The organism is Streptomyces sp. CoH27, assembly GCF_020181035.1.
In the GTDB taxonomy this organism is placed as follows: domain Bacteria; phylum Actinomycetota; class Actinomycetes; order Streptomycetales; family Streptomycetaceae; genus Streptomyces; species Streptomyces camelliae.
Window position 1 is genome coordinate 1 of sequence record NZ_JAIQYY010000047.1, and the last position, 22,351, is coordinate 22,351.

23 protein-coding genes are annotated in these 22,351 nt (G+C 71.2%); 14 read left to right on the forward strand and 9 right to left on the reverse strand.

Features of this window, described 5'->3' with window-relative positions:
• Positions 1 to 428: 428 nt before the first annotated feature.
• From LE548_RS46275 to LE548_RS41665, 3 genes are all read right to left on the reverse strand, one after another.
• The gene (locus tag LE548_RS46275; protein ID WP_225102260.1) at positions 429 to 704 is read right to left on the reverse strand and encodes a poly-gamma-glutamate hydrolase family protein; all 276 of its coding nucleotides are present in this window, start codon (positions 702 to 704) and stop codon (positions 429 to 431) included.
• A 416-nt stretch (positions 705 to 1,120) separates the two neighbouring features.
• Positions 1,121 to 2,230, reverse strand: a complete 1,110-nt coding sequence (locus tag LE548_RS41660; protein WP_225102261.1) for an acyl-CoA dehydrogenase family protein — start codon at positions 2,228 to 2,230, stop codon at positions 1,121 to 1,123.
• A gap of 152 nt (positions 2,231 to 2,382) precedes the next feature.
• Complete coding sequence (locus LE548_RS41665) at positions 2,383 to 2,607, reverse strand: hypothetical protein (RefSeq protein ID WP_308031054.1); 225 nt, start codon at positions 2,605 to 2,607, stop codon at positions 2,383 to 2,385.
• Between the two features lie 26 nt (positions 2,608 to 2,633).
• Between LE548_RS41665 and LE548_RS41670 the strand changes: the two genes are divergently transcribed.
• Both LE548_RS41670 and LE548_RS41675 read left to right on the forward strand, forming a co-directional pair.
• The gene (locus LE548_RS41670) at positions 2,634 to 2,852 is read left to right on the forward strand and encodes a hypothetical protein (RefSeq protein WP_225102262.1); all 219 of its coding nucleotides are present in this window, start codon (positions 2,634 to 2,636) and stop codon (positions 2,850 to 2,852) included.
• A 55-nt stretch (positions 2,853 to 2,907) separates the two neighbouring features.
• Entirely contained in the window at positions 2,908 to 3,675 is a 768-nt protein-coding gene (locus LE548_RS41675) for an arylamine N-acetyltransferase (protein ID WP_225102263.1), read from the forward strand.
• 373 nt (positions 3,676 to 4,048) lie between these two features.
• Here LE548_RS41675 and LE548_RS41680 read toward each other — a convergent pair whose 3' ends face one another.
• The 3 genes from LE548_RS41680 to LE548_RS41690 all read right to left on the reverse strand — a co-directional run bounded on the left by LE548_RS41680 (position 4,049) and on the right by LE548_RS41690 (position 6,301).
• On the reverse strand, positions 4,049 to 4,591 hold the full coding sequence (locus LE548_RS41680) for a GNAT family N-acetyltransferase (RefSeq protein WP_225102290.1): 543 nt from the start codon (positions 4,589 to 4,591) through the stop codon (positions 4,049 to 4,051).
• 138 nt (positions 4,592 to 4,729) lie between these two features.
• Complete coding sequence (locus tag LE548_RS41685; RefSeq protein ID WP_225102264.1) at positions 4,730 to 5,854, reverse strand: FAD-dependent oxidoreductase; 1,125 nt, start codon at positions 5,852 to 5,854, stop codon at positions 4,730 to 4,732.
• A gap of 75 nt (positions 5,855 to 5,929) precedes the next feature.
• Positions 5,930 to 6,301 (reverse strand): MauE/DoxX family redox-associated membrane protein, encoded by a 372-nt coding sequence (locus tag LE548_RS41690; RefSeq protein ID WP_225102265.1) that lies wholly within the window; start codon positions 6,299 to 6,301, stop codon positions 5,930 to 5,932.
• A 6-nt stretch (positions 6,302 to 6,307) separates the two neighbouring features.
• Between LE548_RS41690 and LE548_RS41695 the strand changes: the two genes are divergently transcribed.
• The 11 genes from LE548_RS41695 to LE548_RS41745 all read left to right on the forward strand — a co-directional run bounded on the left by LE548_RS41695 (position 6,308) and on the right by LE548_RS41745 (position 17,494).
• Positions 6,308 to 7,057 carry a helix-turn-helix domain-containing protein gene (locus tag LE548_RS41695; protein WP_225102266.1) on the forward strand — a complete coding sequence of 250 codons (750 nt, stop codon included), beginning with the start codon at positions 6,308 to 6,310 and terminating at the stop codon, positions 7,055 to 7,057.
• Between the two features lie 356 nt (positions 7,058 to 7,413).
• Positions 7,414 to 7,605 (forward strand): lysine biosynthesis protein LysW, encoded by a 192-nt coding sequence (locus LE548_RS41700; protein ID WP_225102267.1) that lies wholly within the window; start codon positions 7,414 to 7,416, stop codon positions 7,603 to 7,605.
• Positions 7,602 to 8,486, forward strand: a complete 885-nt coding sequence (locus tag LE548_RS41705) for a RimK family alpha-L-glutamate ligase (RefSeq protein WP_225102268.1) — start codon at positions 7,602 to 7,604, stop codon at positions 8,484 to 8,486. Before LE548_RS41700 ends, LE548_RS41705 begins: the two co-directional genes overlap by 4 nt.
• 113 nt (positions 8,487 to 8,599) lie before the next feature.
• Positions 8,600 to 9,268 carry a DegT/DnrJ/EryC1/StrS family aminotransferase gene (locus tag LE548_RS41710; RefSeq protein ID WP_225102269.1) on the forward strand — a complete coding sequence of 223 codons (669 nt, stop codon included), beginning with the start codon at positions 8,600 to 8,602 and terminating at the stop codon, positions 9,266 to 9,268.
• On the forward strand, positions 9,265 to 10,584 hold the full coding sequence (locus tag LE548_RS41715) for an aminotransferase class I/II-fold pyridoxal phosphate-dependent enzyme (RefSeq protein WP_225102270.1): 1,320 nt from the start codon (positions 9,265 to 9,267) through the stop codon (positions 10,582 to 10,584). Before LE548_RS41710 ends, LE548_RS41715 begins: the two co-directional genes overlap by 4 nt.
• Positions 10,577 to 11,617: an N-acetyl-gamma-glutamyl-phosphate reductase gene (argC, locus tag LE548_RS41720; RefSeq protein ID WP_225102271.1), complete on the forward strand. Its 1,041-nt coding sequence runs from the start codon at positions 10,577 to 10,579 to the stop codon at positions 11,615 to 11,617. Before LE548_RS41715 ends, argC begins: the two co-directional genes overlap by 8 nt.
• A complete protein-coding gene (locus LE548_RS41725; RefSeq protein WP_225102272.1) occupies positions 11,614 to 13,557 on the forward strand; it encodes a M20/M25/M40 family metallo-hydrolase in 1,944 nt (647 codons plus the stop codon). Before argC ends, LE548_RS41725 begins: the two co-directional genes overlap by 4 nt.
• Positions 13,554 to 14,411, forward strand: coding sequence for a 1-deoxy-D-xylulose-5-phosphate synthase N-terminal domain-containing protein (locus LE548_RS41730; RefSeq protein ID WP_225102273.1), 858 nt, complete (start codon positions 13,554 to 13,556; stop codon positions 14,409 to 14,411). Before LE548_RS41725 ends, LE548_RS41730 begins: the two co-directional genes overlap by 4 nt.
• Positions 14,408 to 15,355, forward strand: a complete 948-nt coding sequence (locus LE548_RS41735; protein WP_225102274.1) for a transketolase family protein — start codon at positions 14,408 to 14,410, stop codon at positions 15,353 to 15,355. The genes LE548_RS41730 and LE548_RS41735 overlap by 4 nt, the downstream gene beginning before the upstream one ends.
• A 1-nt stretch (position 15,356) precedes the next feature.
• The gene (locus LE548_RS41740) at positions 15,357 to 16,661 is read left to right on the forward strand and encodes an APC family permease (RefSeq protein ID WP_225102275.1); all 1,305 of its coding nucleotides are present in this window, start codon (positions 15,357 to 15,359) and stop codon (positions 16,659 to 16,661) included.
• A gap of 56 nt (positions 16,662 to 16,717) precedes the next feature.
• Complete coding sequence (locus LE548_RS41745) at positions 16,718 to 17,494, forward strand: SDR family NAD(P)-dependent oxidoreductase (protein ID WP_225102276.1); 777 nt, start codon at positions 16,718 to 16,720, stop codon at positions 17,492 to 17,494.
• A 184-nt stretch (positions 17,495 to 17,678) separates the two neighbouring features.
• Here the strand turns inward: LE548_RS41745 and LE548_RS41750 are convergent, their stop codons facing one another.
• Positions 17,679 to 18,275 carry a helix-turn-helix transcriptional regulator gene (locus LE548_RS41750; RefSeq protein ID WP_225102277.1) on the reverse strand — a complete coding sequence of 199 codons (597 nt, stop codon included), beginning with the start codon at positions 18,273 to 18,275 and terminating at the stop codon, positions 17,679 to 17,681.
• A gap of 241 nt (positions 18,276 to 18,516) precedes the next feature.
• Here LE548_RS41750 and LE548_RS41755 point away from each other — a divergent pair, with 241 nt between their 5' ends.
• Positions 18,517 to 21,663 (forward strand): AfsR/SARP family transcriptional regulator, encoded by a 3,147-nt coding sequence (locus LE548_RS41755; protein WP_225102278.1) that lies wholly within the window; start codon positions 18,517 to 18,519, stop codon positions 21,661 to 21,663.
• Positions 21,664 to 21,675: 12 nt separating this feature from the next.
• Here LE548_RS41755 and LE548_RS41760 read toward each other — a convergent pair whose 3' ends face one another.
• Together LE548_RS41760 and LE548_RS41765 are read right to left on the reverse strand one after the other, a co-directional pair.
• Complete coding sequence (locus tag LE548_RS41760) at positions 21,676 to 21,879, reverse strand: hypothetical protein (protein ID WP_225102279.1); 204 nt, start codon at positions 21,877 to 21,879, stop codon at positions 21,676 to 21,678.
• Positions 21,880 to 22,015: 136 nt separating this feature from the next.
• Positions 22,016 to 22,258 (reverse strand): tautomerase family protein, encoded by a 243-nt coding sequence (locus tag LE548_RS41765; protein ID WP_225102280.1) that lies wholly within the window; start codon positions 22,256 to 22,258, stop codon positions 22,016 to 22,018.
• Positions 22,259 to 22,351 lie beyond the last annotated feature (93 nt).

The window sequence follows — 22,351 nt, forward strand, 5'->3', positions numbered from 1 at the left end:
CGGCTCGTCAGCCGACTGCGACCAAAACTACTCACAGCTGTCATATCAGTCATATCGGAAGATGAGCGCCAGGGAGCCGATCGGGGTATATTCGGCCTCGCCTCCCCTTCGACCAGGACATGAAGTGGCCGGGAAAAAAGGCGCATTGAATGCCTGTTAGTCCTTCCGGATGATCTGCTGACGCCCCTTCACCCCTTGCCGACCGTGTGTCGCTGCGAAATCCATGAATTGATCCGTGTTAAAGGATCGGCTGTGCCGAAGGCGTGAGTCGTGCGCATCATGACCCCGGGCACGCACGCCGAGGACTACACGCAAGTGAAGCCGGTGCGGCAGATGACGACCACCGTGGCGGAGAAGTCGGCCATGCCCTCAAGAATCCCCGCAAGGCGCTCCCGGTCGGGGCCGAGCCGAAACCTGACGAATTACAACTAGAAGGAATCGAGGCCGAGTTCGCGGTTCTTGATCGCTTCGCGGACGGCGTTCACGAAGCCGTTCCAGAAGTGGTCGGCGTAGGGGCTGTCCGGGCTCGGCACGCCGGCTGTCGTCCTGCGCCTGGCCGCGCTGGAGAAGTCACCGAACATCGCCTTGCGCAGCGCGGTGGACAGTTCCATCTGGGCGTCGGCGCCGGTGCGGGTGCGGTTGACGATGTTGGCCGGGTCCTCGCCGTTGATGGGGTCGGTGGCGCCCGCGAAGGCCACGGTCACGTTCCAGTCGGCCTTGGCCGCGGGGGAGGCCAGAGCGTACTTCGTGAAGGCCGCCAGCAGGTTCCGCTTGAGGCGTTCGTCCCGGCCGCGGAAGTGACGTACTGTGCGGCGGAATCGGCCAGGGCGTCGAACATCCAGTGGTCCCGCTGCGGCTCTCCCGGCACCGCCGCGCTCGCCGGATCGGTGCCGGCCTCGAAGGGCGTGCAGCCGGCGATGGCCATGCATAGCTCGCTCATACCCCCTCGATCCCGCCGCCGTGCGGTGCCATCACCGCCGTACTGCCGACGGGGCTGCTCGTGCCGCGGGCATGGATCCTGCGCCGGAACTCGGGCGGGTAACTGCGGGGCGCAGAAGCCTCCTTGAGTGACCGGAGCATCATCTGTCCAGCAAGATGACTCCACCAGACCCGGGGCACATCACACGTAGCCAGGAAAAGGCTGGACGCCCATCAGGACCGCGCCGGCGCCGTCGTACATGCCCTCCTGGAGGAAGGCGTGCTGCGGAACGACCGATGCGTCGCGCAGGCAGCGCTCCAGGAGGCTGCCGGTGGCGATGGCCGTGGTGCCGCCGAGCCGGTAGGCGATCTGCACGACCTCGAAGGAGGTCTTGGCGAGGTGCGCGGAGGCCAGCCGCAACAGGCTGGCCTGCTCGGCAGTCGCATGGTCTCCCGCCTCGACGGTCGCCCAAACCTCCTCGGTGATCTCGTAGAAGAAGGCGCGCGCAGACCGGAGTTGGGCCTCGCCCTGCCCGACTGCGATGCGGTAGGTGGCGCGTTCGGCCGGCTTCGGCGCACCGGTGTAGCCGGAGCGGCCGCCTTCGGCGATGACATGGTCGAGTGCGGCGCGGGCCACTCCCAGGCCCACGACGGCCAGGACCTGGGCGGCGTAGGGGACGGTCGGATAGCGATAGAGCGGTTCGTCCACGGTGGGCGCGCCACCGCGGACGAACGTCCACTCCCGGGGCACCACGGCCCCGTCGACCACCAGGTCGTGGCTGCCGGTTCCGCGCAACCCGATGACGTCCCAGTTGTCGGCGATCTCCACCTGCTCGGGCCGCAGTACGGCGGTCAGGGGGCGGCCGGCCCGGTCGTCGCCGACCGTGATGCCCACGCCGAGGACGTCCGCGCTCGTACAGCCGCTCGCGAACCTCCAGCGGCCCGACACCCGGTAGCCGCCCTCGACGCGCTGAGCGGGCTGTATCGGGAAGAGGCCGCCGGCAAAGACCACGTCAGGCCCCTCCCCGTACAGCATGGCCTGCGATTCCAGAGGAAGCCCGGCCAGGTAGACGGTGGACGAGCCAAAGCTCGCGACCCATCCGGCCGAACCGTCGACCACCGATATCCGCTCGACGAGGCGCAGGAATTGGGCGGGCGGCAGGGCGTCTCCACCGAAACGCCGTGGAACACCCGCTCGGTAGATTCCCGCGCGCTTGAACTCGCCGATCACCTCCGGCGGTACATGCCGTTTCTCCTCGAATTCAGCTCGTCGTTCGGCCACCACTGCCAGCACTCGATCGAACTGCGTCATAAGGGAATCTCCTTGCACCACCGGATCGGAAGTCGGCCGGAGGGGCCTCCCCTGACCGCACCGGACCATCACCGCCCCACAGAACACCGTGAGTTGAAGTTCAGCAGACGCGGTCTTACGCGTCGAGTGCACATCTTCGGCCGACATTGGCATCAAGACGTGCCCCCGAAAGATCTTTCCAACTTTTCGCCGGTTTGTCCTTTGATGACGAAGTTAGTGGCTGTCCATGAGGGGTTGATGTCCTGCAGCTGCTCGCGCCGCCCTCCCGACATCGCCCCGGCAGCCGGCCCCGCCGACAGGCCGTCGGCCCCCCTCGGCTGCTCGGTCTCGGCAGCCTTGCGGGCGGCGGCCCGCTGGTTCTTCAGCCAGATACCCACCCGGTACCCCTCGTGGGTGGCGTCCCGTGGCGCCAGCAGGTGCCCGCTCTTTTCGTCCCCCCGCGCGCGGCGGCGAGTCGATCACCGAGGCGGAGGGGCAGCCCAAGGGGTATTCGGCCCCCGCGCGCGGCGGCGAGTCCTTCCTCCCGTCGGGCTGGGTGCGGACCGCGTCGGCGGTAAGCTGGGCGAAGATGGCCGCGTCCCCGCACCAGCCCCCTACCAGCAAGATCACGCTCTACGGCTGAAGTACTCGGCCGTGCGCCCGATGACGTCTCGTCGCTCACGTGCGATAACGGTCGAGTGAACACCTCACGGGCCGACGCCTACCTCCAGCGCATCGCGGCGACATGGCCGAAACACCCCAATCACGCTGCCCTGCGCGACCTCCACCTGCGTCACTTGCACAGCGTCCCGTTCGAGAACCTCAGCATCCATCTCGGCGAGCCGATCGTGTTGGAGGAGAAAGCACTCTTCGACAAGATCGTCTCGGCACGACGTGGCGGCTTCTGCTACGAACTGAACGGCATCTTCGCGGCGCTGCTCACCGCGCTCGGCTTCCACGTGACGCTGCTCGCCGCGCGCGTGGCCGACGACAGCGGCTTCGGTCCGCCGTACGACCATCTCGCGCTGCGCGTCGAGACCACCGAGCCGTGGCTTGCAGACGTCGGCTTCGGCAGCCACAGCCACCACCCACTCCGCCTCGACCTCCGCGGGGACCAGACCGATCCCGGGGGCGTCTTCCGCGTCGTCGAGACTCCGGAAGGCGATCTGGACATCTACAAGAACGACACGCTCCAGTACCGGCTCGATCAACGCCCCCGTGAGCTCGCCGACTTCGAGGCCACCTGCTGGTGGCACCAGACCTCCCCCAAGTCCCACTTCACCCGCTCACCGGTCTGCTCCCTCCTCACCGAATCCGGCCGTATCACCCTCAGCGACCGCACCCTGATCACGACGAGCACGGACTTCCGGGACGAGCGACTCCTTCCCGACGACGCCACCCTCCTCGACGCCTACCGCACCCACTTCAGCATCGCCCTCGAACACCCTCCCACCCTGCGAACGTGAATCCGTGTACCAACGCGAGATGATCTTGGTTCGGGACACGTGGAGATCGGACGGATGCGCAATGGGCGGTGCTGGGACCGCTGTTGCCGAAGGGCAAGAAGCCCGGACGGCCGCCGACGTGGGGGCCAGGCGGCAGCTGATCGACGGCATACGGTTTCGGGTCCGCACCGGCATTCCCCGGCGGGGTCGTGATCACGGCCGGACAGCGCGGGGATTCCCCGCAGCGGCCGGCCGCCGAAGTTCGACCCGCAGGACCACAAGGCTCGGCACGCGGTCGAGTGCGGTATCAATCGCCTCAAGAGACACCGAGCCGTGGCCACCAGGTACGACAAACTCGCGGTCCGCTACGAAGCTACCGTCCTCGTTGCCGCCATCAACGAGTGGTTGTGACGAACTGGTCCGACAACAACTCGAACACCCGTACTCGCCGACCCCCGGTGGGATTGACCATCTCACGGACCGGATGCATCCCCAGTTTGGTCATGATCCGTTCGGAGGCGTCGTTGCCCACTTGAGCGATGCTGACGATCCGCTCCAGCCCTCGCTCTTCGAACCCGAACCGTACAGCGGCCGCAGCGGCCTCGGTGGCCAAGCCCTGCCCCCAGTGGGAACGTCCCAGCCGCCAGCCGACCTCAACCGCCGGCAGTACCTCCGGCAAGAAGTTGGGCACCGAAAGGCCGGTGAACCCGGCCAACTCGCCAGTGGACCGGATCTCCACGGCGAACAGGCCGAAGCCCTGTGACTCCCACTCGCTCTCCCATGCCTGGACCCGGCCACGAGTCTGCTGTTCGTCAAGGACGCTGCCGTCACGGATCCACCGCATGACCTCGGGGTCGGCATTGACGGCAGCCATGGGCGCAACGTCTTCCTCACGCCAGCGACGCAGGATCAAACGGGGAGTCTCAAGCTTGACCATCCCGTCATTCTGGATCACAAACGGGCTCTCCTCCATCCTCACCAGGCACTTTCGACACACGCGCTAGTGGAGCGGGCCCGCAGCGAGGGCCTGAACGCACCGGATCATGCTTCGACAACGGCTTCTCATCAACCCAACTCACCATGACCCGGCTCGGCATGCCGCCCGGACCGTGCTGCGCACAACTGCCTCCTTGAAGGCGGCTGCGGCGCGTCCTGTCAGGACGAACCTGCGCGGGCGGTCGTCGGCGTGGGTGAACTGGACGACACCGTCTCGTCGACCGAGGCTGATGTTGGTGAAGACGTAGCCGATCCGGACGGGCCCGGGTTCCCGGCCCGTCAACCGAGCCGCAACGACATCGGCCACACCCCGCCCCATGGGCAGCGCCGCCTGGCAGGACATGCGACTCGGTGCGCCGCTCACCGCCACCCCGGCGGCCGCGTCACCGACGGCGTACACCTCAGGATGCGAGACCGAGCGCAGCGTGGCGTCGACGAGCATCCGGCCCCCGTGATCCGTGGCGAACCCTGCCTCGCGGGCCAGATCCGGCGCACGAAACCCAGTGGTCCACACCACGGCGTCAGCGGCGAACGTCCGGCCGTCGCGGGTGTCGAAGCCGTCCTCCCGTACGGTCGTGACGACGGTCTGCGGGTGAATCGAGACGCCCAGCCGGTCGAGAGCCCGTCGCAGGTGGGTCCGGCCTCGGGGGTCCAGCCCGGATCCGAGGTCATCGGCACGGGTGAACAGCCGCACCCGCAGCTCGGGGTGGCTCTCGGCCAGTTCGGAGGCGGTTTCCAGCCCGGTCAGCCCTGCGCCGACCACCGCGACCGTGCCGCCGGAGGCGATCTCGGCGACCCTGTTGCGCAACTGCGTCGCCTGCTCGTGGCCGGCGACGGCGTGGGCGTGCTCGGCTGCTCCCGGAACATCGTCCAGCCGTGCCTGGCTGCCCACGGCGTAGACCAACGTGTCGTAGCCGATCGCGCGAGGCTCGTCGCCGATCCACACGGTCCGTGCAGTGCTGTCGATCGCGGTCACCTGACCGACGAGCAACTCGACCGGAGTACCGCTGAGCTGTTGACGCAACGACAGCGTCGCCCATCGCTGCCCGGCAGCGAGTTGATGGAGCCGGACCCGTTCCACGAACCGGTCCGAGGCATTGATCAGCGTCACGGTGGTGTCGTGGCGGTGCAGCCTGCGGGCGAGGCGCTTTGCCGCCGGCAGACCGGCGTAACCAGCGCCCACGACAACAACGCGATGACTCACGAAAGGACTCCCTCTGTCTGTGACTGCGGATGGTTTCGGCGCCGCCTCGGGACCATCAGCCGCCGCGCATGGACGTCAGGCCGCGGATCTGGCCACGGCGACAGCCCAGGCGATGTACAGGACATTCACCGCCACGCGAGCCACCGCGCCGACCGGCCGCTCCAGCAGCCGGGGCCGGTCCGGGCGCGCACGTAACAGCACGTCCACGTGCGACACCTGGTAGCAGGTGATGAGGAAGGCGGTGGCCCAGCCTCCCACCGGCCTGCTGCACGGAACCAGCACCAGCGCACCCACCACGACCTCCGCCGCCCCGGTGACGGCCACCAGGAGCCGCGCTCCGTGGAGCCATGCGGGTACCAGCGCGTGGAAGTGGCCAGGAGTCAGAAAGTGCATGACTCCCGTGACGGCCAGGAACACCCCCAGGGCGACGGCAGCGATAGCGTGCATGGGGTGATGATCCGATCGCCCCGCGTTTGGGAGCTTGAACAGAACGATCGCCGTATCGTCTTCGCCGCCGGCACCGAGGCGACGATGTTCGCCGAGTCCCGCCCGTTCCGCGTCTCCCAGCACCGGCTGCCCGCGTGGAAAGCCGTGCTCCCCATCGGCGGCCGCGCCGAACTCCGCCAGCCGGCACGACGCTTGGTGGCGGCGCCCGGACTGATCGTTCCGCCCCAGCTGGCGCACGTCTGTGCGGCCACCTCGCCCTACATCGCGCTGTTCGTCGACTCCTGGCTGTTGCCCTCCTGCCCGGAGCCGATACGACTCGATGCAGGCACGGTCCGTCGACTGCTTGCCGCGCTCGGCACCGCCGGTTCCGACGCCCCCGGCACCCAGGTGGATCTGGCTGCCGGATACACCGAGCTGCGGGCAGTCACAGGGCGTCCGGCGCCGCTCGACCCGAGAGTCGCCCACGCCGTCCACGTGTGTACGCTGCGCGATCCGGACATGCCCCTCGCTTCCATCGCCGACGAGGTCGGCCTGTCGGCACCGCGGCTGCGCACCTTGGTCCGGCAGGACGTGGGCATCGCGCTCACCCGCCTGCGGCGATGGGGCCGGCTCCGTACCGCGGTCGCCCACCTGCCGGCCGGGGCTGCCGCCGTAGCCGCCGCCACTGCGGGCTTCGCCGACCAGGCCCACCTCACCCGTACTGCACGGGACTTCATCGGCCGTACACCCTCCTCCCTGCGCCGCCATGGCACGTAGGGCAGCCTTCGGCGCAGGGCGGGCCTACGCGTTGGTCGCGTGGAGACAGTTGTGTGCCAGTTCCCGCAGGCGGTGCCCGTCGAAGCTGCGGCCGTGGCCGGGGTGGGCGCTGGACATGTCCAGGTCCGTCAGGAGTGCCAGGCTGCGCCGAAAGGTCCGGCCTCGACCGGTGTGCGCCTCCTGGCCAACCGTGGACGAGCCGGCCCGCCGGAGATCGAGTACGTGATCCCGTAGTGCCCCCGCCGGCGGCCGACCGTAACTTCGTGTGTGCCGGAAGCGGCGGTCCGCCCCACGAGAAACGGGCCGCTCCCCCCCCGGCGCACTTCCCATCGGAGACCGGACGGAAGGGTAAATCCATGTCGACCACCGTCATGACGGGCGTGGAGTGCCTGGTGTGTGACAGCGCCCTGGACATCGAGAGCGGCTCGGAGAAGGGCGAGATCGTCGAGTGCGGCACCTGCGGCCAGGAGCATGAGCTGACCGACGCCTCGGAGAACGGCTACGAGGTCTCGCTCGCTCCCGAGGTCGAGGAGGACTGGGGCGAATGACCACCGCAGCCACCGATGTCCTGCTGTCGGTGACCGTGCTGCGCCCCGACGAGCGTCGGCTCCTGGACGCGCTGCGCGCCCAGGGGCTGACCGCCCGTCCGGTCCTTCAGCCGGACCTCGCGGAGGTGCTGGCGGCCGGGGGCGAGCGGCCGCGGCTGGCCGTCCTGCGGAACCTGTCGCACCGTGAGGCCATCGGCACCGCCCGTCGGCTGGAGCAGGCCGGGGTCGCCACGCTGAACAGTCCGTCCGCCATCGAGGTCTGCAACGACAAGGGCCTTCAGGCACTTCTGTTCGCCCGGCGCGGCATCCCGCACCCGGCGACCCGGCACGCGTTCACCTACGAGCAAGTGCACGACATCGCGACCGAGTTCGGCTGGCCCGTGGTGGTCAAGCCGGTGTCGGGTTCCTGGGGACGCGGCGTGACCCGCCTGTCCCACGAGGAGGAACTGGAGGCCTGGACCGGCGGACGGGAGTCCGCGGACGCGGCGGGCAAGCTCTTCCCCGTCCTGGTGCAGCAGTACGTGCAGAAGCCCGGCCACGACCTGCGGATCGTGGTCGTCGGGACGGAACCCGTCGTCGCGATCAGCCGGAAGTCCGACAACTGGCGTACCAACACCCACCTCGGCGCGCAGGTCGAGCGGGTCGAGGTCAGCGACGACATGCGCCGGCTGTGCGCGCAGGCCGTCGCCGCGCTCGGCCCCGGCTTCTACGGCGTCGACATGATGCAGGACCGGCACACCGGCGAGATGACGGTCCTGGAGATCAACGCCAACCCCGAGTTCGCCCGCTCGTCGGAGACCCACGGCGTGGACGTGGCAGGCCTCTACGCACGCCACGTGGCCGGGTTGCTGGAATCGGAGCGCCCGGTACTCGCCGTCTGACCGGCACCTGCCGCACCCGGGCCGTGCCCCGGCATCCCCTGTGGACCGCCCTGCGCCGCAAGGCGTCCGAGGGCTGCCCGGAAGGGCCGGCCCGCAGAACAAGGAGACCGCTCATGGAACAGTACGACACCGCGCTCGTCCTCTCCCGGGTACTGACCTCCGGCATCGTGATGAGCATCGAGAAGAACGACAAGGAACTGCCCGCGCTGGAACGGTTCCTGACGAAACGCAGCGGCCGTCTCCGAGCGGTCCTGGTCAACAGCAGGAGTGCCGCCGTGCACGCCGCCCTGGCCGGCCAGGGCATAGGCCACGGCGACCGGGCCGTGCTGCCCGTCGGCCTCGACGACCGCACCCGGGCGTTCGTCGACTGGCTCGGTGTGGAAGTGGCCCAGGGCACCGACGATGCGGCCCCGCCCGCCTTCGACCTGCTGACGCTCACCCCGGACAACGCCGGCACCTTCGCCCAGCAGGCCGCCGGCTCCACCGCGCCCGCCCTGGCCGTGGACCTCACCGGCCTCGGCTTCGGGCCCGCCGGAGCGGTGCTCACCGACGACGAGCGGATCTGGACGCGTGCCGAGCGTCTGAAGATCTTCGGCGCCTTCGACCTGCGGACCATGTGGACGCAGCAGGAGGCGGAGCCCGGGACGGCACCGGGCGTGCAGTTCAACTACCGGCTCAGCCCCCTGGTCGCCGCCTGTGTCCGGATGGCACTCGCGCAGGCCGGCTCCTCCCGTACCCCCGTGACGACCACCCCCGTGACGACCGGAGGCACCTCCCGATGATCACCGACTTTCCCAGCGCACCACTGGCCCTGCCCGATCCGGCCGAGGTCACGGCCGAACTGGCCGGGTTCGGCGGCGCGGCGATGATCCCCAAAGAGGCGCGGCGCACCATCTTCCCGGTGATCACCAAGGAGGATGTCTTCACCATGCTGCTGGCGCAGCGGTCCGACCCGGACAAGGTCGTGGCCGACTTCGCCGAGGAGTACCGGTCCTACGTCGGCGCGCACAGTGCCCTGCCGACCGCCAGCGGCACATCGAGTCTCCACCTGGCGCTGATCGGCGCCGGTGTGCGGCCCGGTGACGAGGTCATCGTCCCCGCGTTCACCTTCATCGCCACCGCGCAGGCCGTGGTCGCCGCCAAGGCGGTGCCGGTCTTCGTGGACGTCGACCCGCTGACGTACTGCATGTCGGCCGAGGCGGCCGAGGCCGCCGTCACCGAGCGGACCCGGGTGGTCATGCCGGTGCATGTGCACGGGCTGCCGGCGGATGTCGCCGCACTGCGCGGGGTCTGCGACCGGCACGGGCTGGCGCTGGTGGAGGACGCGTCGCACGCGCACTCCGCGAAGATCGGCGACCAGGTGGCCGGCTCCTTCGGGGAGGCGGCCGGGCAGAGCCTGATGGCGGACAAGAACTTCCCGCTCGGCGGCGAGGGCGGCATCGCCTTCTTCGGGAGCGGCGAGGCGTACCAGCGGGCCGTGGACTTCCTGGACCGCAACGGCATCGACTACGGGATGTCCTGGGTGGCCGCCGCGTTCGGGGCCGCGCAGCTCAAGCGGCTGCCGTACTACGACACGATCCGGGCCAGGAACGCCACGCTGCTGGCCGACGCGCTGCGGGAGACCGGTCTGTTCACCCCGCCGCACGTCCCCGAGGGCCACACCCACGCGTACAACATGTACCGGATCGGCCTGGTGCCGGAGGCCGTCGGCCTCGCAGACCTGCCTGTCTGGGCGGTCAAGGAGGCGGTGCACGAGCTGCTCACCGCCGAGGGTGTGCCGGCCCGCGAGTGGCAGAACACCCCGATCCCCTGCCATCTGCCGTTCCAGCAGCGGACCGGCTTCGGCAACGGCTACCCCTTCACCCTCAACCCGGGGGCGGTCCGGGACCACCGGCCCACCGACTTCCCGAACGTCGTCGCCATGCTGGAGAGCACCGTCGTGCTCTGCCGCGAACTGCGCTCCCCCGTGGAGTACGAGCGGGCCACCCGCTACGCGGACGCCTTCCGCAAGGTCGCCGCCCGCCCCGACGCCATCCGCAAGCTGGTCGCCGAACGCGAGTACGTGCGGCCCTACGAGAAGGCGGCACGCCTTGGCTGACAACGACCGCTTACGCGTGGCGGTGCTCGGTGCCAGCGGCTACACCGGCGCCGAACTGATCCGGCTGTTGCTGGGGCACCCGCACGCCGAACTCGTCCATCTCTCGTCCGAGCGGCACAGTGGGCAGCCGATCACCTCGGTGCTGCCCGGTATCCGCAACCACCCCGGCGCGGCGGGGCTGCGGTTCGCCCCGCTGGAGGCCTGCGAAGAAGTCGACGTGGCCTTCGGGTGCCTGCCCACCGGCGCGCTGCCCCCGCAGATGCCCAAGCTCTCCGAGCGGGCGGGCCGGGTGATCAACCTCGCCGGGGACTTCCGGCTCACCGACCCCGGCCAGGCCGCCCTGCACTACCCGCAGTCCGCCGAGTGGACCGAGGCCTTCGAGTACTTCGTACCCGAGTTCTCGCCGCCGCCCGGTGACGCCCGGTTCCTCAACCTGCCCGGCTGCATGGCCGTGGCCACGCTCTACGCGCTCCAGCCCCTGTTCGCCGCCGACCTCGCGGCCGGGGACGTGGTCGTGGAGGCCAAGACCGGCGCCAGTGGCAGCGGCAACAAGTCGACCGAGCACCCCGCCGAGCGGTTCGGCAACTTCCGGGTGCACAAGCCGTACGGCCACCGGCACGCCCCGGAGATCGCACAGGCGCTGCAGACCTTCTCCGGCCGGACGCCCCGGCTGCGGTTCTCCACCTTCAGCCTGGACGTGTCGCGCGGCATCCTCGTCTCGGCGTACGGCCTGCTGCGCCCGGACGCCACCCGGCTGGACGTCAAACGCGCGTACGGCACCGCCTACGCCCACGCCCCCTTCGTCACGGCGCGCTCCCAGCTGAAGACGCCGACGGACTTCCCGATGCTCAAGAGCGTCATCGGTTCCAACATGGCGGAGGTCGCGGTGGCGGTGCGCGGCGACCAGTACGTGGCGGTCACCGCGATCGACAACCTGATCAAGGGGGCGGCCGGCCAGGCGGTGCAGGCCTTCAACCTCGTCCACGGATTCGAGCAGTCCACGGCCCTTCCCTTCACGGCGGTGACCCCATGAGCGAACGGCCGCTTTACGTGATCAAGGTCGGGAGCAGCACCCTGCTGCACCCGGAGATCTTCGCCGAGATCGCCGCCGTGCGCGGCCGGGGCGCCCGCGTCCTGGTCGTCGCCGGCGGAGCGGAGGGCATCGAACGCCACTACGGCTCCATCGGCCGGACGATGCCCTCCCTCACCCTGCGCAACGGCGACACCGTGCGCTACTGCCCGCCCGAGGAGATGCCGCACATCGCGGACGCCTACCGCCGGGTGACCCTGCCCATGGTGGAGGCGGGACTCGCCGCGCACGGCCTGACCGTCCTCACCCATGTCGCCGCCTACGGAGGCCTGGTCACCGGCATCGTCAACAAGCCGCTGCGGGTGACCGAGAACGGCCGCGCCAAGGTGGTCAGGGACCACCGGGCCGGCACGGTGACGGCGGTCGACACCGAGCGGCTGCGCGTTCTGCTCGACGCGTACGACGTGGTGTGCCTCTCCCCGCCGGTACGGGACGCGGACGGCGGCAGCGACCTCAACGTGGACGCCGACGTGCTGGCCGCCACGCTGGCGAACGCGCTGGGCGCCGACCATTTGCGGCTGGTCACCGGGAGCGCCGGGATCCTCACCGATCCCGCCGACCCGGCCTCCACGCTGCGCGATGCGTTCCCTGGCACGGCGGGGGTGTACGCGGGCGGCCGGATGAAGCAGAAGGTGCGGGCCGCCGAGCTGGGGCTGCTCGGGACGGCGGATGTCGCGGTGACCGGGCCGCACACCATGTCCGACCCCCAGGGCTGGACCCGCTTCTGGGCCGCCGAGCCCTCGGCGGACCTCGCGCTGCTCAGCCGGGCGGTGCAGATCCCGTCCGTCTCGTACGACGAGCACGAGCTGGTGCGGTATCTGGTGCAGTGGTGCCGGGAGCGGGGCATCGAGGCACGCGTCGACGAGGCGGGCAACCTGGTGGCCGAGCGCGGGGAAGGGCCGCGCACGCTGCTGCTCCTCGGGCATGCGGACACGGTGCCGTTCAACTGGCCGGTGCGGTGGGAGTCCACCGGCGGGGACAGCGGGGCCCATGCCACCGACACCGACACCGACGCCGACCAGGACCCCGTCCTGCACGGACGCGGCAGCGTGGACGCCAAGGCGTCGCTGATCGCCTTCCTCGAAGTCCTGGCGGACACCGACACACCGGTCCCCGACGGCTGGCGGCTGCGCGTCGTCGGCGCGGTGGAGGAGGAGGTCTCCTCGTCCAAGGGCGCCTTCCACGCCCGCGACCACTACCCCGCCGACGCCGTCGTGGTGGGTGAGCCCAGCGGCTCCGAGGCACTGACCCTCGGCTACTTCGGCCTCTTCAAACTGCGGGTGACCGTGACCGTGCGCAGCGGCCACTCGGCCGGCTTCGAGGCCCTGTCCGCCCCCGACCACCTGACCGACTCACTGCAACGAATCCGCCGGGCGGTGCTCAAGGAGGCGGACGACGCGCTGAGCGCGGTCATCGACCTGTCCTGCTCGGCCACCACCGAGAGCCAGACGGCGACCGCGATCCTCAACTTCCGGGTGCCACCGATGGCCGACCTGGACGCGCTCCGTACGGCGGCTGCCAACGCGGTCGGCGACGACGTGACGATCACCTTCCTGCGGGCCACCCCCGGCTTCGCCGGCGGCCGTTCGACCTCCTTGGCCAAGGCGTTCGGCCGGGCGCTGAACCGCAGGGACATCCGTCCCCGATACCTGCTGAAGAAGGGCACCTCCGACATGAACACGCTGGCCACGACCTGGCAGGGCGTCCCCATGGTCGCCTACGGGCCGGGTGACTCGGCGCTGGACCACACCGCCGAGGAGCACATCGGCGCCGCCGAGTACCGCCGGGGCCGCGCCGTACTGCGGGACGCGGTCGCCGTGTTCTTCGAACTGGCCGGCGCGGGCGACCGGGCCCGGCGGCAGGCGCAGGAGGTCACCCGATGACCACCAGCACGCAGGCCGCCCGGCCCGGCCTCGTCCTGGCCCCCTTCCCCGCCACCACCCCTCCCGCCCTCGCCGCCTTCTCCCCGCTGCGCGAACGTGCCCTCGCCGCACGCCGCATGGTGATCGACATGGCGGCCACCCCGACAGGCTGCCACCTCGGCGGCAGCCTGTCGGTGATGGACATCCTGATCGCCGCGCTGGACCGGACCGCCACCGACGCCGACAGCGAGGTCGTCCTGAGCAAGGGCCACGCCGCGGCCGGCCTGTACGCGGCGATGTACGTCACCGGCATCCTCGGCGAGGACCCGGTGCCGCACTACGGCGCCGCGACCCACCACTTCACCGGCCATCCGGGACCGTCCGTGGAGGGGGTCCGCTTCCCGACCGGGAGCCTGGGCCACGGCGCTCCGTACGCGCTCGGCTGGGCGCTGAGCCGCCGGCTGGCCGGCACCCCCGGGCTCGGCATCGCGGTCCTCGGCGACGGCGAACTCCAGGAAGGGCTGGTCTGGGAGACCTGCCAGGTCGCGGCGGCCCAGCGGGTCGGCAACCTGATCGTCGTGGTGGACCGCAACGGCGGCCAGAACGACGGCCTCGTCGCGGACATCTCCCCCGAACCGCGACTGGCCGAGCGGTTCGACGCGTTCGGCTTCGAGGTCCGCCAGGTGGACGGCCACGACGTGGACGCGCTGCGGGACCTCTTCGAGCCGGACCGGTCGGACCGCGACCGGCCCCTCGCGATCATCGCCGACACCGTCAAGGGCAAGGGACTGCGCCCGGTGGAGGGCAAAGCCGCCTCCCACTACGTGAGCATCGACGCCCGCCGGGCCGCCGCCTGGAAGGAGATCGTGCGATGACCCTGCCCGGACGTACCGCCTACCGCGACGAACTGACCCGCATCGCCGCCGACAACCCCCGGATCCTGTGCCTGGAGGCGGACCTCGGCGGACGCGGCCACCCCTTCGCCACGGCGTACCCCGACCGCTTCTTCAACGTCGGCATCGCCGAGGGCACGATGATCGACATGGCCGCCGGCCTCGCCGAGGGCGGCTACCAGCCCTTCGTCTCGACCTTCGCGCCGTTCGCCGCGCTGCGCGCCGCCGAGAGCCTCAAGCTCGCCCTGGGCTACCTGGGTGCGGGGGTCACGGTGGTCGCTCCGTACGCGGGAGTGTCCGGCGGCTGGTTCGGCACCACGCACCACTGCCTGGAGGACTTCGCCGTACTGCGTGCGATCCCCGGCGTCACGGTGGCCGCGCCCTACGGGGAGGAGGAGATGCGGGCCGTCATCCGGCGGGCCGCGCGCACCGGGGAGCCGCACTACATCCGCACCGGCCGCAACGCCGCCCCGGTGAGCCTGCCCTGGGAGGGCACCGACCCGCCCGTCGTCAACTGGGACGACGCGGGTGCCGAGGCCGGCCGTACCTGCCTGGTCTCCGTCGGCGAGGCCGGCACCGACCTGTGCCTGGCCGTACGCCGGGCCCGGCCCGCCCTGCCGCACGCCCACCTGTGCTTCGTCGACCAGCCGCACCTGGAGCGGGCCGCCGCCGAACTGGCCGAGCGCTTCGACCGGTTCGTCGTCGTCGAGGAGCACCGGCCGGCCGGCGGCGTCGGCTCCGCGCTGGCCCTGCTGCTGCCCGGCCGCGAGGTGCGGTCGGTCGATGCGGGCGACCGGTGGCCGGTGCACGGCGGCAGCCACGAACAGGTACTGGACGAACTAGGCTTGAACGAGGCCGCGTTGTGGAAAGCTCTCGCTCCGTACGAAGCCCCGCCGGGGACCCTCCCGGCAGGTGAGGGGGAATGACATGAGCACCCACCGGATCGGGCTGGGGCAGGGTACCGCGATCTATGTAGGGGCCATCCTGGGCGCCGGCATCCTCGCGCTGCCCGCCCTGGCCGCCCAGGTGGCCGGTCCCGCCTCACTGCTGGCCTGGCTGGCCCTGCTGCTGTTCTGCGTACCGGTCGCCACCAGCTTCGCCGCACTCGGCGCGCGCTATCCGGACAGCGGTGGCGTGGCCACCTTCGTCGCCAAGGCCTTCGGACCGCGCGCCTCCGGAGCGGTCGGCTACTGGTTCTACTTCGCGCTGCCCGCCGGCGCGCCGGCCACCGCCTACGTCGGCGGCCAGTACGTGGCGCACACCCTGGGCGGCGGGAAGAGCATGGCCCTGACCGTGGCTGCGGTGCTGCTGCTGGCCGCGTTCACCAGCAACACGTTCGGACTGCGGATCTCCGGCCGCCTCCAGCTCATCCTGGTCGGGGTGCTGGCGGTGCTGCTGCTGATCGCTGTGCTCACCGCCCTGCCGCACTCCGACACCGCCCACCTGACCCCGTTCGCACCGCACGGCTGGGGGGCCGTCGGACAGGCCGCCAGCCTGCTGTTCTTCACCTTCGCGGGCTGGGAGGCGGTCACCCACCTGTCCGGCGAGTTCCGTGACCCCGCCCGGGACCTGCGTCGGGTGACCATGACGACCCTCGCGGTGATCGCCGTACTGTACCTGGGCCTCGCGCTGACCTGCGTCCTGGTGCTCGGCCCCGATCTCGCCCGTACCGACGCGCCGTTGACGCTGCTGCTCCAGCGCGGCACCGGCCCGGCCGCCTCCGGGGTCACCGCCGTCATGGCCATGCTGCTCACCTTCGGCACCATGAACTCCTACCTGGCCGGGGCCTCCCGGCTGGGCGCGGCCCTGGCACGGGACGGTGTACTGCCCGCACCGCTGTCCAAGGGCCACCTTCCGGGAGAGGTGCCCCGGCGCAGCCTGGCGCTGCTGTTCCTGCTCAGCGCCCTGGTGTGCGTCTTCGCGCTGACCACCGGAACCCAGCTCGGCGATGTGATGCTGGCGGCCTCGGCCTGCTTCATCGCGGTCACCGTGGCCGGGCTGGTGGCGGGTGTACGGCTGCTGCCCCGGGGCAGCGCGGTGTGGTGGGGCGCGGTGCTGGCCGCCGTGGTGATGACCGTCGTCCTGGCGTTCTCCGGCTGGTTCCTGCTGCTTCCGCTGGTGCTGGGCGGGGTGGCGATCGGCTGGTCCACGTGGACGGCGACGCGTCACCGGACGGCAGCGCCTGCGGTGGAGCGGGCCCTGGTGTCCCAGGAGGCTGAGGCGGCGGAGTAGCGGATGGCGCGCAGGAAGAGCACGGCAGTGGACGGAACGGCAGGGAGGAAGCCCCGGTGGATCTCGGGTTGAGGGGACGGGTCGCGATGGTGGCGGCCGGGACGAGCGGGATCGGGCTGGCCATCGCCCGCCGGCTGGCGGCGGAGGGAGCGGTGGTGTCGGTGTGCGGGCGCTCCCCGGACCGGTTGCGGGAGGCGGTGGCCCTGCTGGAGAAGGAGACCGACGGCCCCGTGCACGGCGCGGCCGTGGACGTGACCGACCACGCGGCGATCGAGAGCTGGGTCGGTGAGGTGGCCGACCGGTTCGGCGGCCCGCAGGTGGTGGTCGCCAACGCGGGGAGCCCGTCGGAAGGGGGCGCCGACCGGTTCGGCGTACCGGACTACCGGACGGCGCTGGAGCTGAACCTGCTGTCCGCCGTCACCCTGAGCCGCGCGGCCCTGCCGCACATGCGGGCGGCGGGCTACGGCCGGGTACTGTTCGTGACCTCGCTCGCGGCCAAGCAGCCGATCCCGGGGCTGGCGCTGTCCAACACGGTCCGTCCGGCGGTCGTCGGCTACGCCAAGTCGCTGGTGCACGAACTCTCGGCGGCGAGGGAAGGATCGGTCACGGTGAACGTGATCGCCCCGGGTATGACGCGTACGCCGACGCTCCGGGCCTGGGCCGGGCAACTCGACGGCGGGGAGGCGGGATTGTGCACTGACATCCCGATCGGCCGGCTCGCGGAGCCGGAGGAGGTGGCCGCCGCCGCCGCGTTCCTGGCGTCCGCCTCGGCCGGCTCGATCACGGGGACGGTCCTGCCGGTGGACGGCGGAGCCACGCGCGGTCTGCTGTGAGGATCAGGCCGTACGACAGCGATCACGCACGGGTGACCTCGGACGAGTGAGGGCCTTCCGGGTTCGGCGGGGAGTGCGCCGTCGCCACCGACCGGCACACAGGCCCTCATCCCCCGCGTAGTGCACCCCTGACCGAGACCGGACGTCCGCGCCCGGCCCGCCGCGCGCTCAGGGGGCGGTACCACTAGGCCGCCGGACGGTCGTGCAGGGCGACGGCGAGCTGGGCCCGGCGGCTGATGGCGAGTTTGCGGTAGATCCGGGTGATGTGCTGTTCCACCGCACGCGAACTGACCCCGAGGCAGGCGGCCATCTGCTGGTTGGTCATGCCATCGAGCATCATGCGGGTGATCCGGGACTCGTGGGCGCTGAGCGGCCCGTGGCCGGCGGCCGGCGCCGCATCCCGGTCCCGCAGCGCCGAGACCGTTCCCAGGCCGCCGACGAGTCCCGGATCGGGGGCGGTGACCGTGCCGGTACCCGCCCCCGCGGCGGACCGGTCCGGCAACCCGGCGGTGTCCCAGCCCAGTACGTCGTCGCCGAGCCGCCGCGTTCGGATGCCGACGACGAGACTCTCCTGTGCATACGGGTCGTCGTTCAGGACCTGGCGCAGCGCGGCGGGATCCTTGACCTGCACGAGCAGGGTGTCGCCCGGCCCCTCGGCCCAGACTCCGATGTAGAGCAGCACCCGGTGCCGGGCCATCCGCTGCCAGTACGAGCGGTGCCGGGCCCGGGTTCGGCGCAGGCCGGCCCCGTCCCGCAGGCGCCGTTCCACCAGGTACTTCATCACTGCTCCCGTCGAGAGGACGTGCCGGGCGGGGTGCGAGCGCCCCTCCCCGTGGTGGCCCTCAGACTGCGGCGGCGGACTCCCGAACCGATCCCTTTCCGGTACCTGACGACCGAGGAGCGCCCAGGAGAGTGTCCGGGAAGTCACTGTGTAAACAACCTTCGCAGTGGTTAAGTGATGAACTCATACGTCGACATGCGGACATTGGCGGGGGATCCCGTAGACGGGCTGAAGGGGCAACGTGACAAAGCCGGAACAGCCGTCGGTCCGGTTCAACATCCTCGGCACGCTCGAATGCCTGACCAGCGACGGGAAACAGCTGCCGACCGGCGGCACGGTGCAAGAACGCGTCCTGGTCCTGCTGCTCCTCTCCCCGGACCGCGTACTGCCGGTCAGTCGGCTGGTCGATGCCGTCTGGGACGAGGAGCCACCGGCCACCGCCACGCACCAGGTGCGCAAGGCCGTCGCCGAACTGCGGCGGCGCATCCCCGGCGGCCGGGAGCTGATCGTCACCGAGGGACCGGGCTACCGGATCGCGCTCGAACCGGGCCAGTCGGACCTGGCCGTCTTCTCCGACCTGTTGGGCCAGGCCCGTGACCAGGCCGCGGCCGACCTCCCCGAGAGCGCGGTCGACACGCTGCGCGAGGCGCTGGCGCTGTGGCGTGGGCCGGTCCTGGTCGGGGCCGGCGGATCGGTGATCACGACGGCGTCGGCGGCCCTGGAAGACCGGCGGCTGGCGGCCCTGGAGCTGTTCTTCGAACTGCGGCTGGGACTCGGCGAGACCGGAGAGCTGGTCGGTGACCTGCGGGACCTGGTCGCGGCGCACCCGTACCAGGAGACCCTGTGCGGGCAGCTGATGCTGGCCCTGTACCGGTCCGGGCGCCAGTCGGAGGCCCTCGCGGAGTACACCCGGATGCGCGACGTGCTCGTCGACCAGCTGGGGGTGGACCCGGACGGGCGGCTGACCGCGCTGTACGAGGGGATCCTGCGCAACAGTCCCGAACTCGGCGCCCCACCGCGCCGCAAGCGCACAGCCCTGCCCGCCGAGGCCGGGACGGCCGCCCCGGCGCGGCACACACCGCCCGTTCCGACGGCCCCGGCGGCCCCCGCGCCCCTCCCGGCGGCGGCGCCGACGAACCATCCGCACCGGTGCACACTGCCGTACGACCTGCCGGACTTCACCGGCCGCAAACGGGAACTGCAACAGATGCTGGCCGACCCGGACGAGCCGGACGGCTGGCCCGGCTCCCGCATCATGGCGATCGACGGGATGGGCGGCAGCGGCAAGACCTCCCTGGCCATCCGGGTCGCCCACCGGCTGGCCGGCCAGTACCCGGACGCCCACCTCTACCTCGATCTGCGCGGCTACACGCCCGGCGAATCGCCCCTGTCACCGGGCGCCGTCGCCGAGGGACTGCTGCGCATGCTCGACGTACCCGGCGACCGGATCCCGGACGACGAGGCGGGCCGTATCGCGCTGTGGCGGACCACCGCGACGCAGTACCGGCTGCTCCTGCTCCTGGACAACGCGATCGACAGCGCCCAGATCCAGCCGCTGCTGCCGGCGTCCGCCGACGTCCTCGTGCTGATCACCAGCCGGGCCCGGCTGGTCGACCTGGACGGTGTCGAGTGGATATCGCTCGGCGGCATGCCGCCCGAGGACAGCACGGCGCTGGTCTCCCGGACGCTCGGCGAGGAACGTACCTCCGCCGAACCCCAGGCGGTCGGCGAACTGGTCGAGCTGTGCGCCCACTTGCCGCTCGCCCTGCGGATAGCGGCGGCCAGGCTGCGCAACCGGCCGCGGTGGACCGTGCAGTACCTGGTGGACCGGCTGGGCGACGAGACCCGCCGACTGGACGAACTGCGCTCCGGGACGCGCGGTGTCACCGCCACGCTGAACCTGACCTACCAGGGCCTGAGCCCGGCGCACCAGGCGGCCTTCCAACTGCTCGACAGCCACCCCGGCGCGGAGTTCGACCCGTACAGCGCCGCCGCGCTGCTCGACACCGATCCCGCCGAGGCCGAAGACGTCCTCGAACACCTGCTGGACACGCACCTCATGCAGCAGTTCGAGACCGGCCGCTACGTCTTCCACGACCTGGTGCGCAGCTTCGCCAAATGGCTGAGAGGCCAGGCCGGCGAGGACCCCGCCGAGGTCGACCAGCGCGCCGTGGAGCGGCTGTTGGACTACTACGTGGCGGCGACCGAGGCGGCCTGCGACGTCGCGTTCCCGGGGCGGGCCCCCTTCGCCCCGGAGCCGGACGGCACCCCCCGCGCCACCGTCGTGCTGCCCGCGCTGCACGACCCCGTCCGCGTCCGGCAGTGGCTGGACCGCGAGGAGGAGAACCTGCTGGCGGCCGTCAGACTCGCGCAGCGCCGCGACCTGCACCGGCACTCCGCCGAGCTTTCCCGCAATGTGGTCTTCCAGCTCGACACCCGGGGACGCTTCGAGGAGTTCCGCGAGGTCGCGGGCATCGCCGTCGCCGCTTCCCGAGAGCTGGGCAACCGATACCTGCTGGCGCTGAGCCTGTCCAACCTGGCCGTCGCCGACTGGAAGCTGGGCCGGTTCACCGAAGGGCTGACCACCGCCCAGGAGAGCCTGGAGCTGTCGGTACGGTTAGGGGACCAGCGGGGCGAGGCGAAGAGCACCGGGATGCTCGGGCTGCTGCTGGCCACCCTGGGCCGGTTCGGCGAGGCGCTGCCCCAGCTCGAACAGTCCATAGCCCTCAAGAGGCAGCTCGGCACCCCGCGCGCCGAGGCCGAGTCCCTGACCAACCTCAGCTCCCTCTTCGAGCACATGGGCCGGCACGCCGAAGCGGCCGCCACGGCCCAGCGCTCCGTCGAGCTCAACCAGCACATCGGCGCCCGGGAGAACGAGATCGTGGCGCTGACCGACCTGGCACTCGCCTATCTCGGCCTCGGCAGGGACGACGACGCGCGCACCTGCCTGGACCGGGCGCTGGGACTCTGCGACGAGTCGGCGCCGCTGGGCGACAGCGCCCTGGTCCTCGCCCTCTCCGCCCGGGTGCGGCACGGTCGGCGGGCCCCCGGGCAGGCGGCGGCCGACGCGGAAACGGCGGCGTACGAGGAACAGGCACTGAAGCTGACCCGCGGGCCCTGCGCGCCGATCCGGCAGGCGGCCGTCTGGAACATCCTCGGGGCTCTCCGCCACCAAAGCGGCGACCACGCCGAAGCGCGGCAGCTGCACTCCGACGCACACCGGATCGCCTCGGCCGTGGGCTACCGCATCGAGGTCGCGCGAGCCCTGAGCGGCCTGGCCGACGTGCTGGCGGCACAAGGAGACACCGCGGCCGCCGAGGCCCACCGGAGCGAGGCGGCCGAGCTGCTCAAAGCGATGAACGAGTCGGCGGCCCGGCTCAGCTCGTGACGGCCGGCCGGCTCAGCTCGTGACGGCCGGTCCCTCGCCCGAGCTCGGAACCGTCACCACGCTCGCCGGTCCCTCCCCGGAACCGAGCACCCGGTACGCCGCGGTGCGGCCGTCGGTCGCCAGGTGACCCCACCCCGCCTGCGCCCCGAATCCCCCGGCCGCCGCAATCGCGACCGCCGACAGAACCCCGGCCGTCCGGTACCAAGTGATGCTCATCGGGTGCCCCCTCGTTCGAATGACTGCGACAGGCATCAACCTGCCGTCAGCCGTTCCCGAACGAGTCCGGGCTCGTTACCGCTCGGATCCCCGGGCGCACGCCGATCGGCGCCGAAGACCGGTACCGCGGCACATCTCAGCAGGGACTGCCCTGCCCCAGGCCCATCTCACCGAAGCCGTTCGCATCGGGGCACGCGGTTCTGGAGCGGCCGTCGCGCAGCCCGGAGGCATGGCCGGGCTCGCAGTCCCGCACGATGACGGTCACGTCGTCGATCGGACACCCGGTCACCCGGGAGGCGGTGGCGGCCAGCTCGGACACGAGGTCCGCCCGGCGTTCCCGGTCGTTCCCCTGCCACCAATCAACGGTGATCACAGGCATGTTGACGCTCCTCTGCGGGTCGTGGGCGCGGCGGACGGCGCCGGGTCGTATCGCCATGACGGCGGGCCTGGACACAGAGACCTGGCCCAGACT

What these genes read in the sequence shown, in the direction of transcription:
- LE548_RS41660 (WP_225102261.1), bottom strand. Translation starts at nt 2,230, where the DNA reads ATGACGCAGTTCGATCGAGTGCTGGCAGTGGTGGCCGAACGACGAGCT.
- LE548_RS41680 (WP_225102290.1), bottom strand. Translation starts at nt 4,591, where the DNA reads ATGGTCAAGCTTGAGACTCCCCGTTTGATCCTGCGTCGCTGGCGTGAG.
- LE548_RS41690 (WP_225102265.1), bottom strand. Translation starts at nt 6,301, where the DNA reads ATGCACGCTATCGCTGCCGTCGCCCTGGGGGTGTTCCTGGCCGTCACG.
- LE548_RS41695 (WP_225102266.1), top strand. Translation starts at nt 6,308, where the DNA reads ATGATCCGATCGCCCCGCGTTTGGGAGCTTGAACAGAACGATCGCCGT.
- LE548_RS41700 (WP_225102267.1), top strand. Translation starts at nt 7,414, where the DNA reads ATGTCGACCACCGTCATGACGGGCGTGGAGTGCCTGGTGTGTGACAGC.
- LE548_RS41705 (WP_225102268.1), top strand. Translation starts at nt 7,602, where the DNA reads ATGACCACCGCAGCCACCGATGTCCTGCTGTCGGTGACCGTGCTGCGC.
- LE548_RS41710 (WP_225102269.1), top strand. Translation starts at nt 8,600, where the DNA reads ATGGAACAGTACGACACCGCGCTCGTCCTCTCCCGGGTACTGACCTCC.
- LE548_RS41715 (WP_225102270.1), top strand. Translation starts at nt 9,265, where the DNA reads ATGATCACCGACTTTCCCAGCGCACCACTGGCCCTGCCCGATCCGGCC.
- LE548_RS41725 (WP_225102272.1), top strand. Translation starts at nt 11,614, where the DNA reads ATGAGCGAACGGCCGCTTTACGTGATCAAGGTCGGGAGCAGCACCCTG.
- LE548_RS41730 (WP_225102273.1), top strand. Translation starts at nt 13,554, where the DNA reads ATGACCACCAGCACGCAGGCCGCCCGGCCCGGCCTCGTCCTGGCCCCC.
- LE548_RS41735 (WP_225102274.1), top strand. Translation starts at nt 14,408, where the DNA reads ATGACCCTGCCCGGACGTACCGCCTACCGCGACGAACTGACCCGCATC.
- LE548_RS41740 (WP_225102275.1), top strand. Translation starts at nt 15,357, where the DNA reads ATGAGCACCCACCGGATCGGGCTGGGGCAGGGTACCGCGATCTATGTA.
- LE548_RS41750 (WP_225102277.1), bottom strand. Translation starts at nt 18,275, where the DNA reads ATGAAGTACCTGGTGGAACGGCGCCTGCGGGACGGGGCCGGCCTGCGC.
- LE548_RS41760 (WP_225102279.1), bottom strand. Translation starts at nt 21,879, where the DNA reads ATGAGCATCACTTGGTACCGGACGGCCGGGGTTCTGTCGGCGGTCGCG.
- LE548_RS41765 (WP_225102280.1), bottom strand. Translation starts at nt 22,258, where the DNA reads ATGCCTGTGATCACCGTTGATTGGTGGCAGGGGAACGACCGGGAACGC.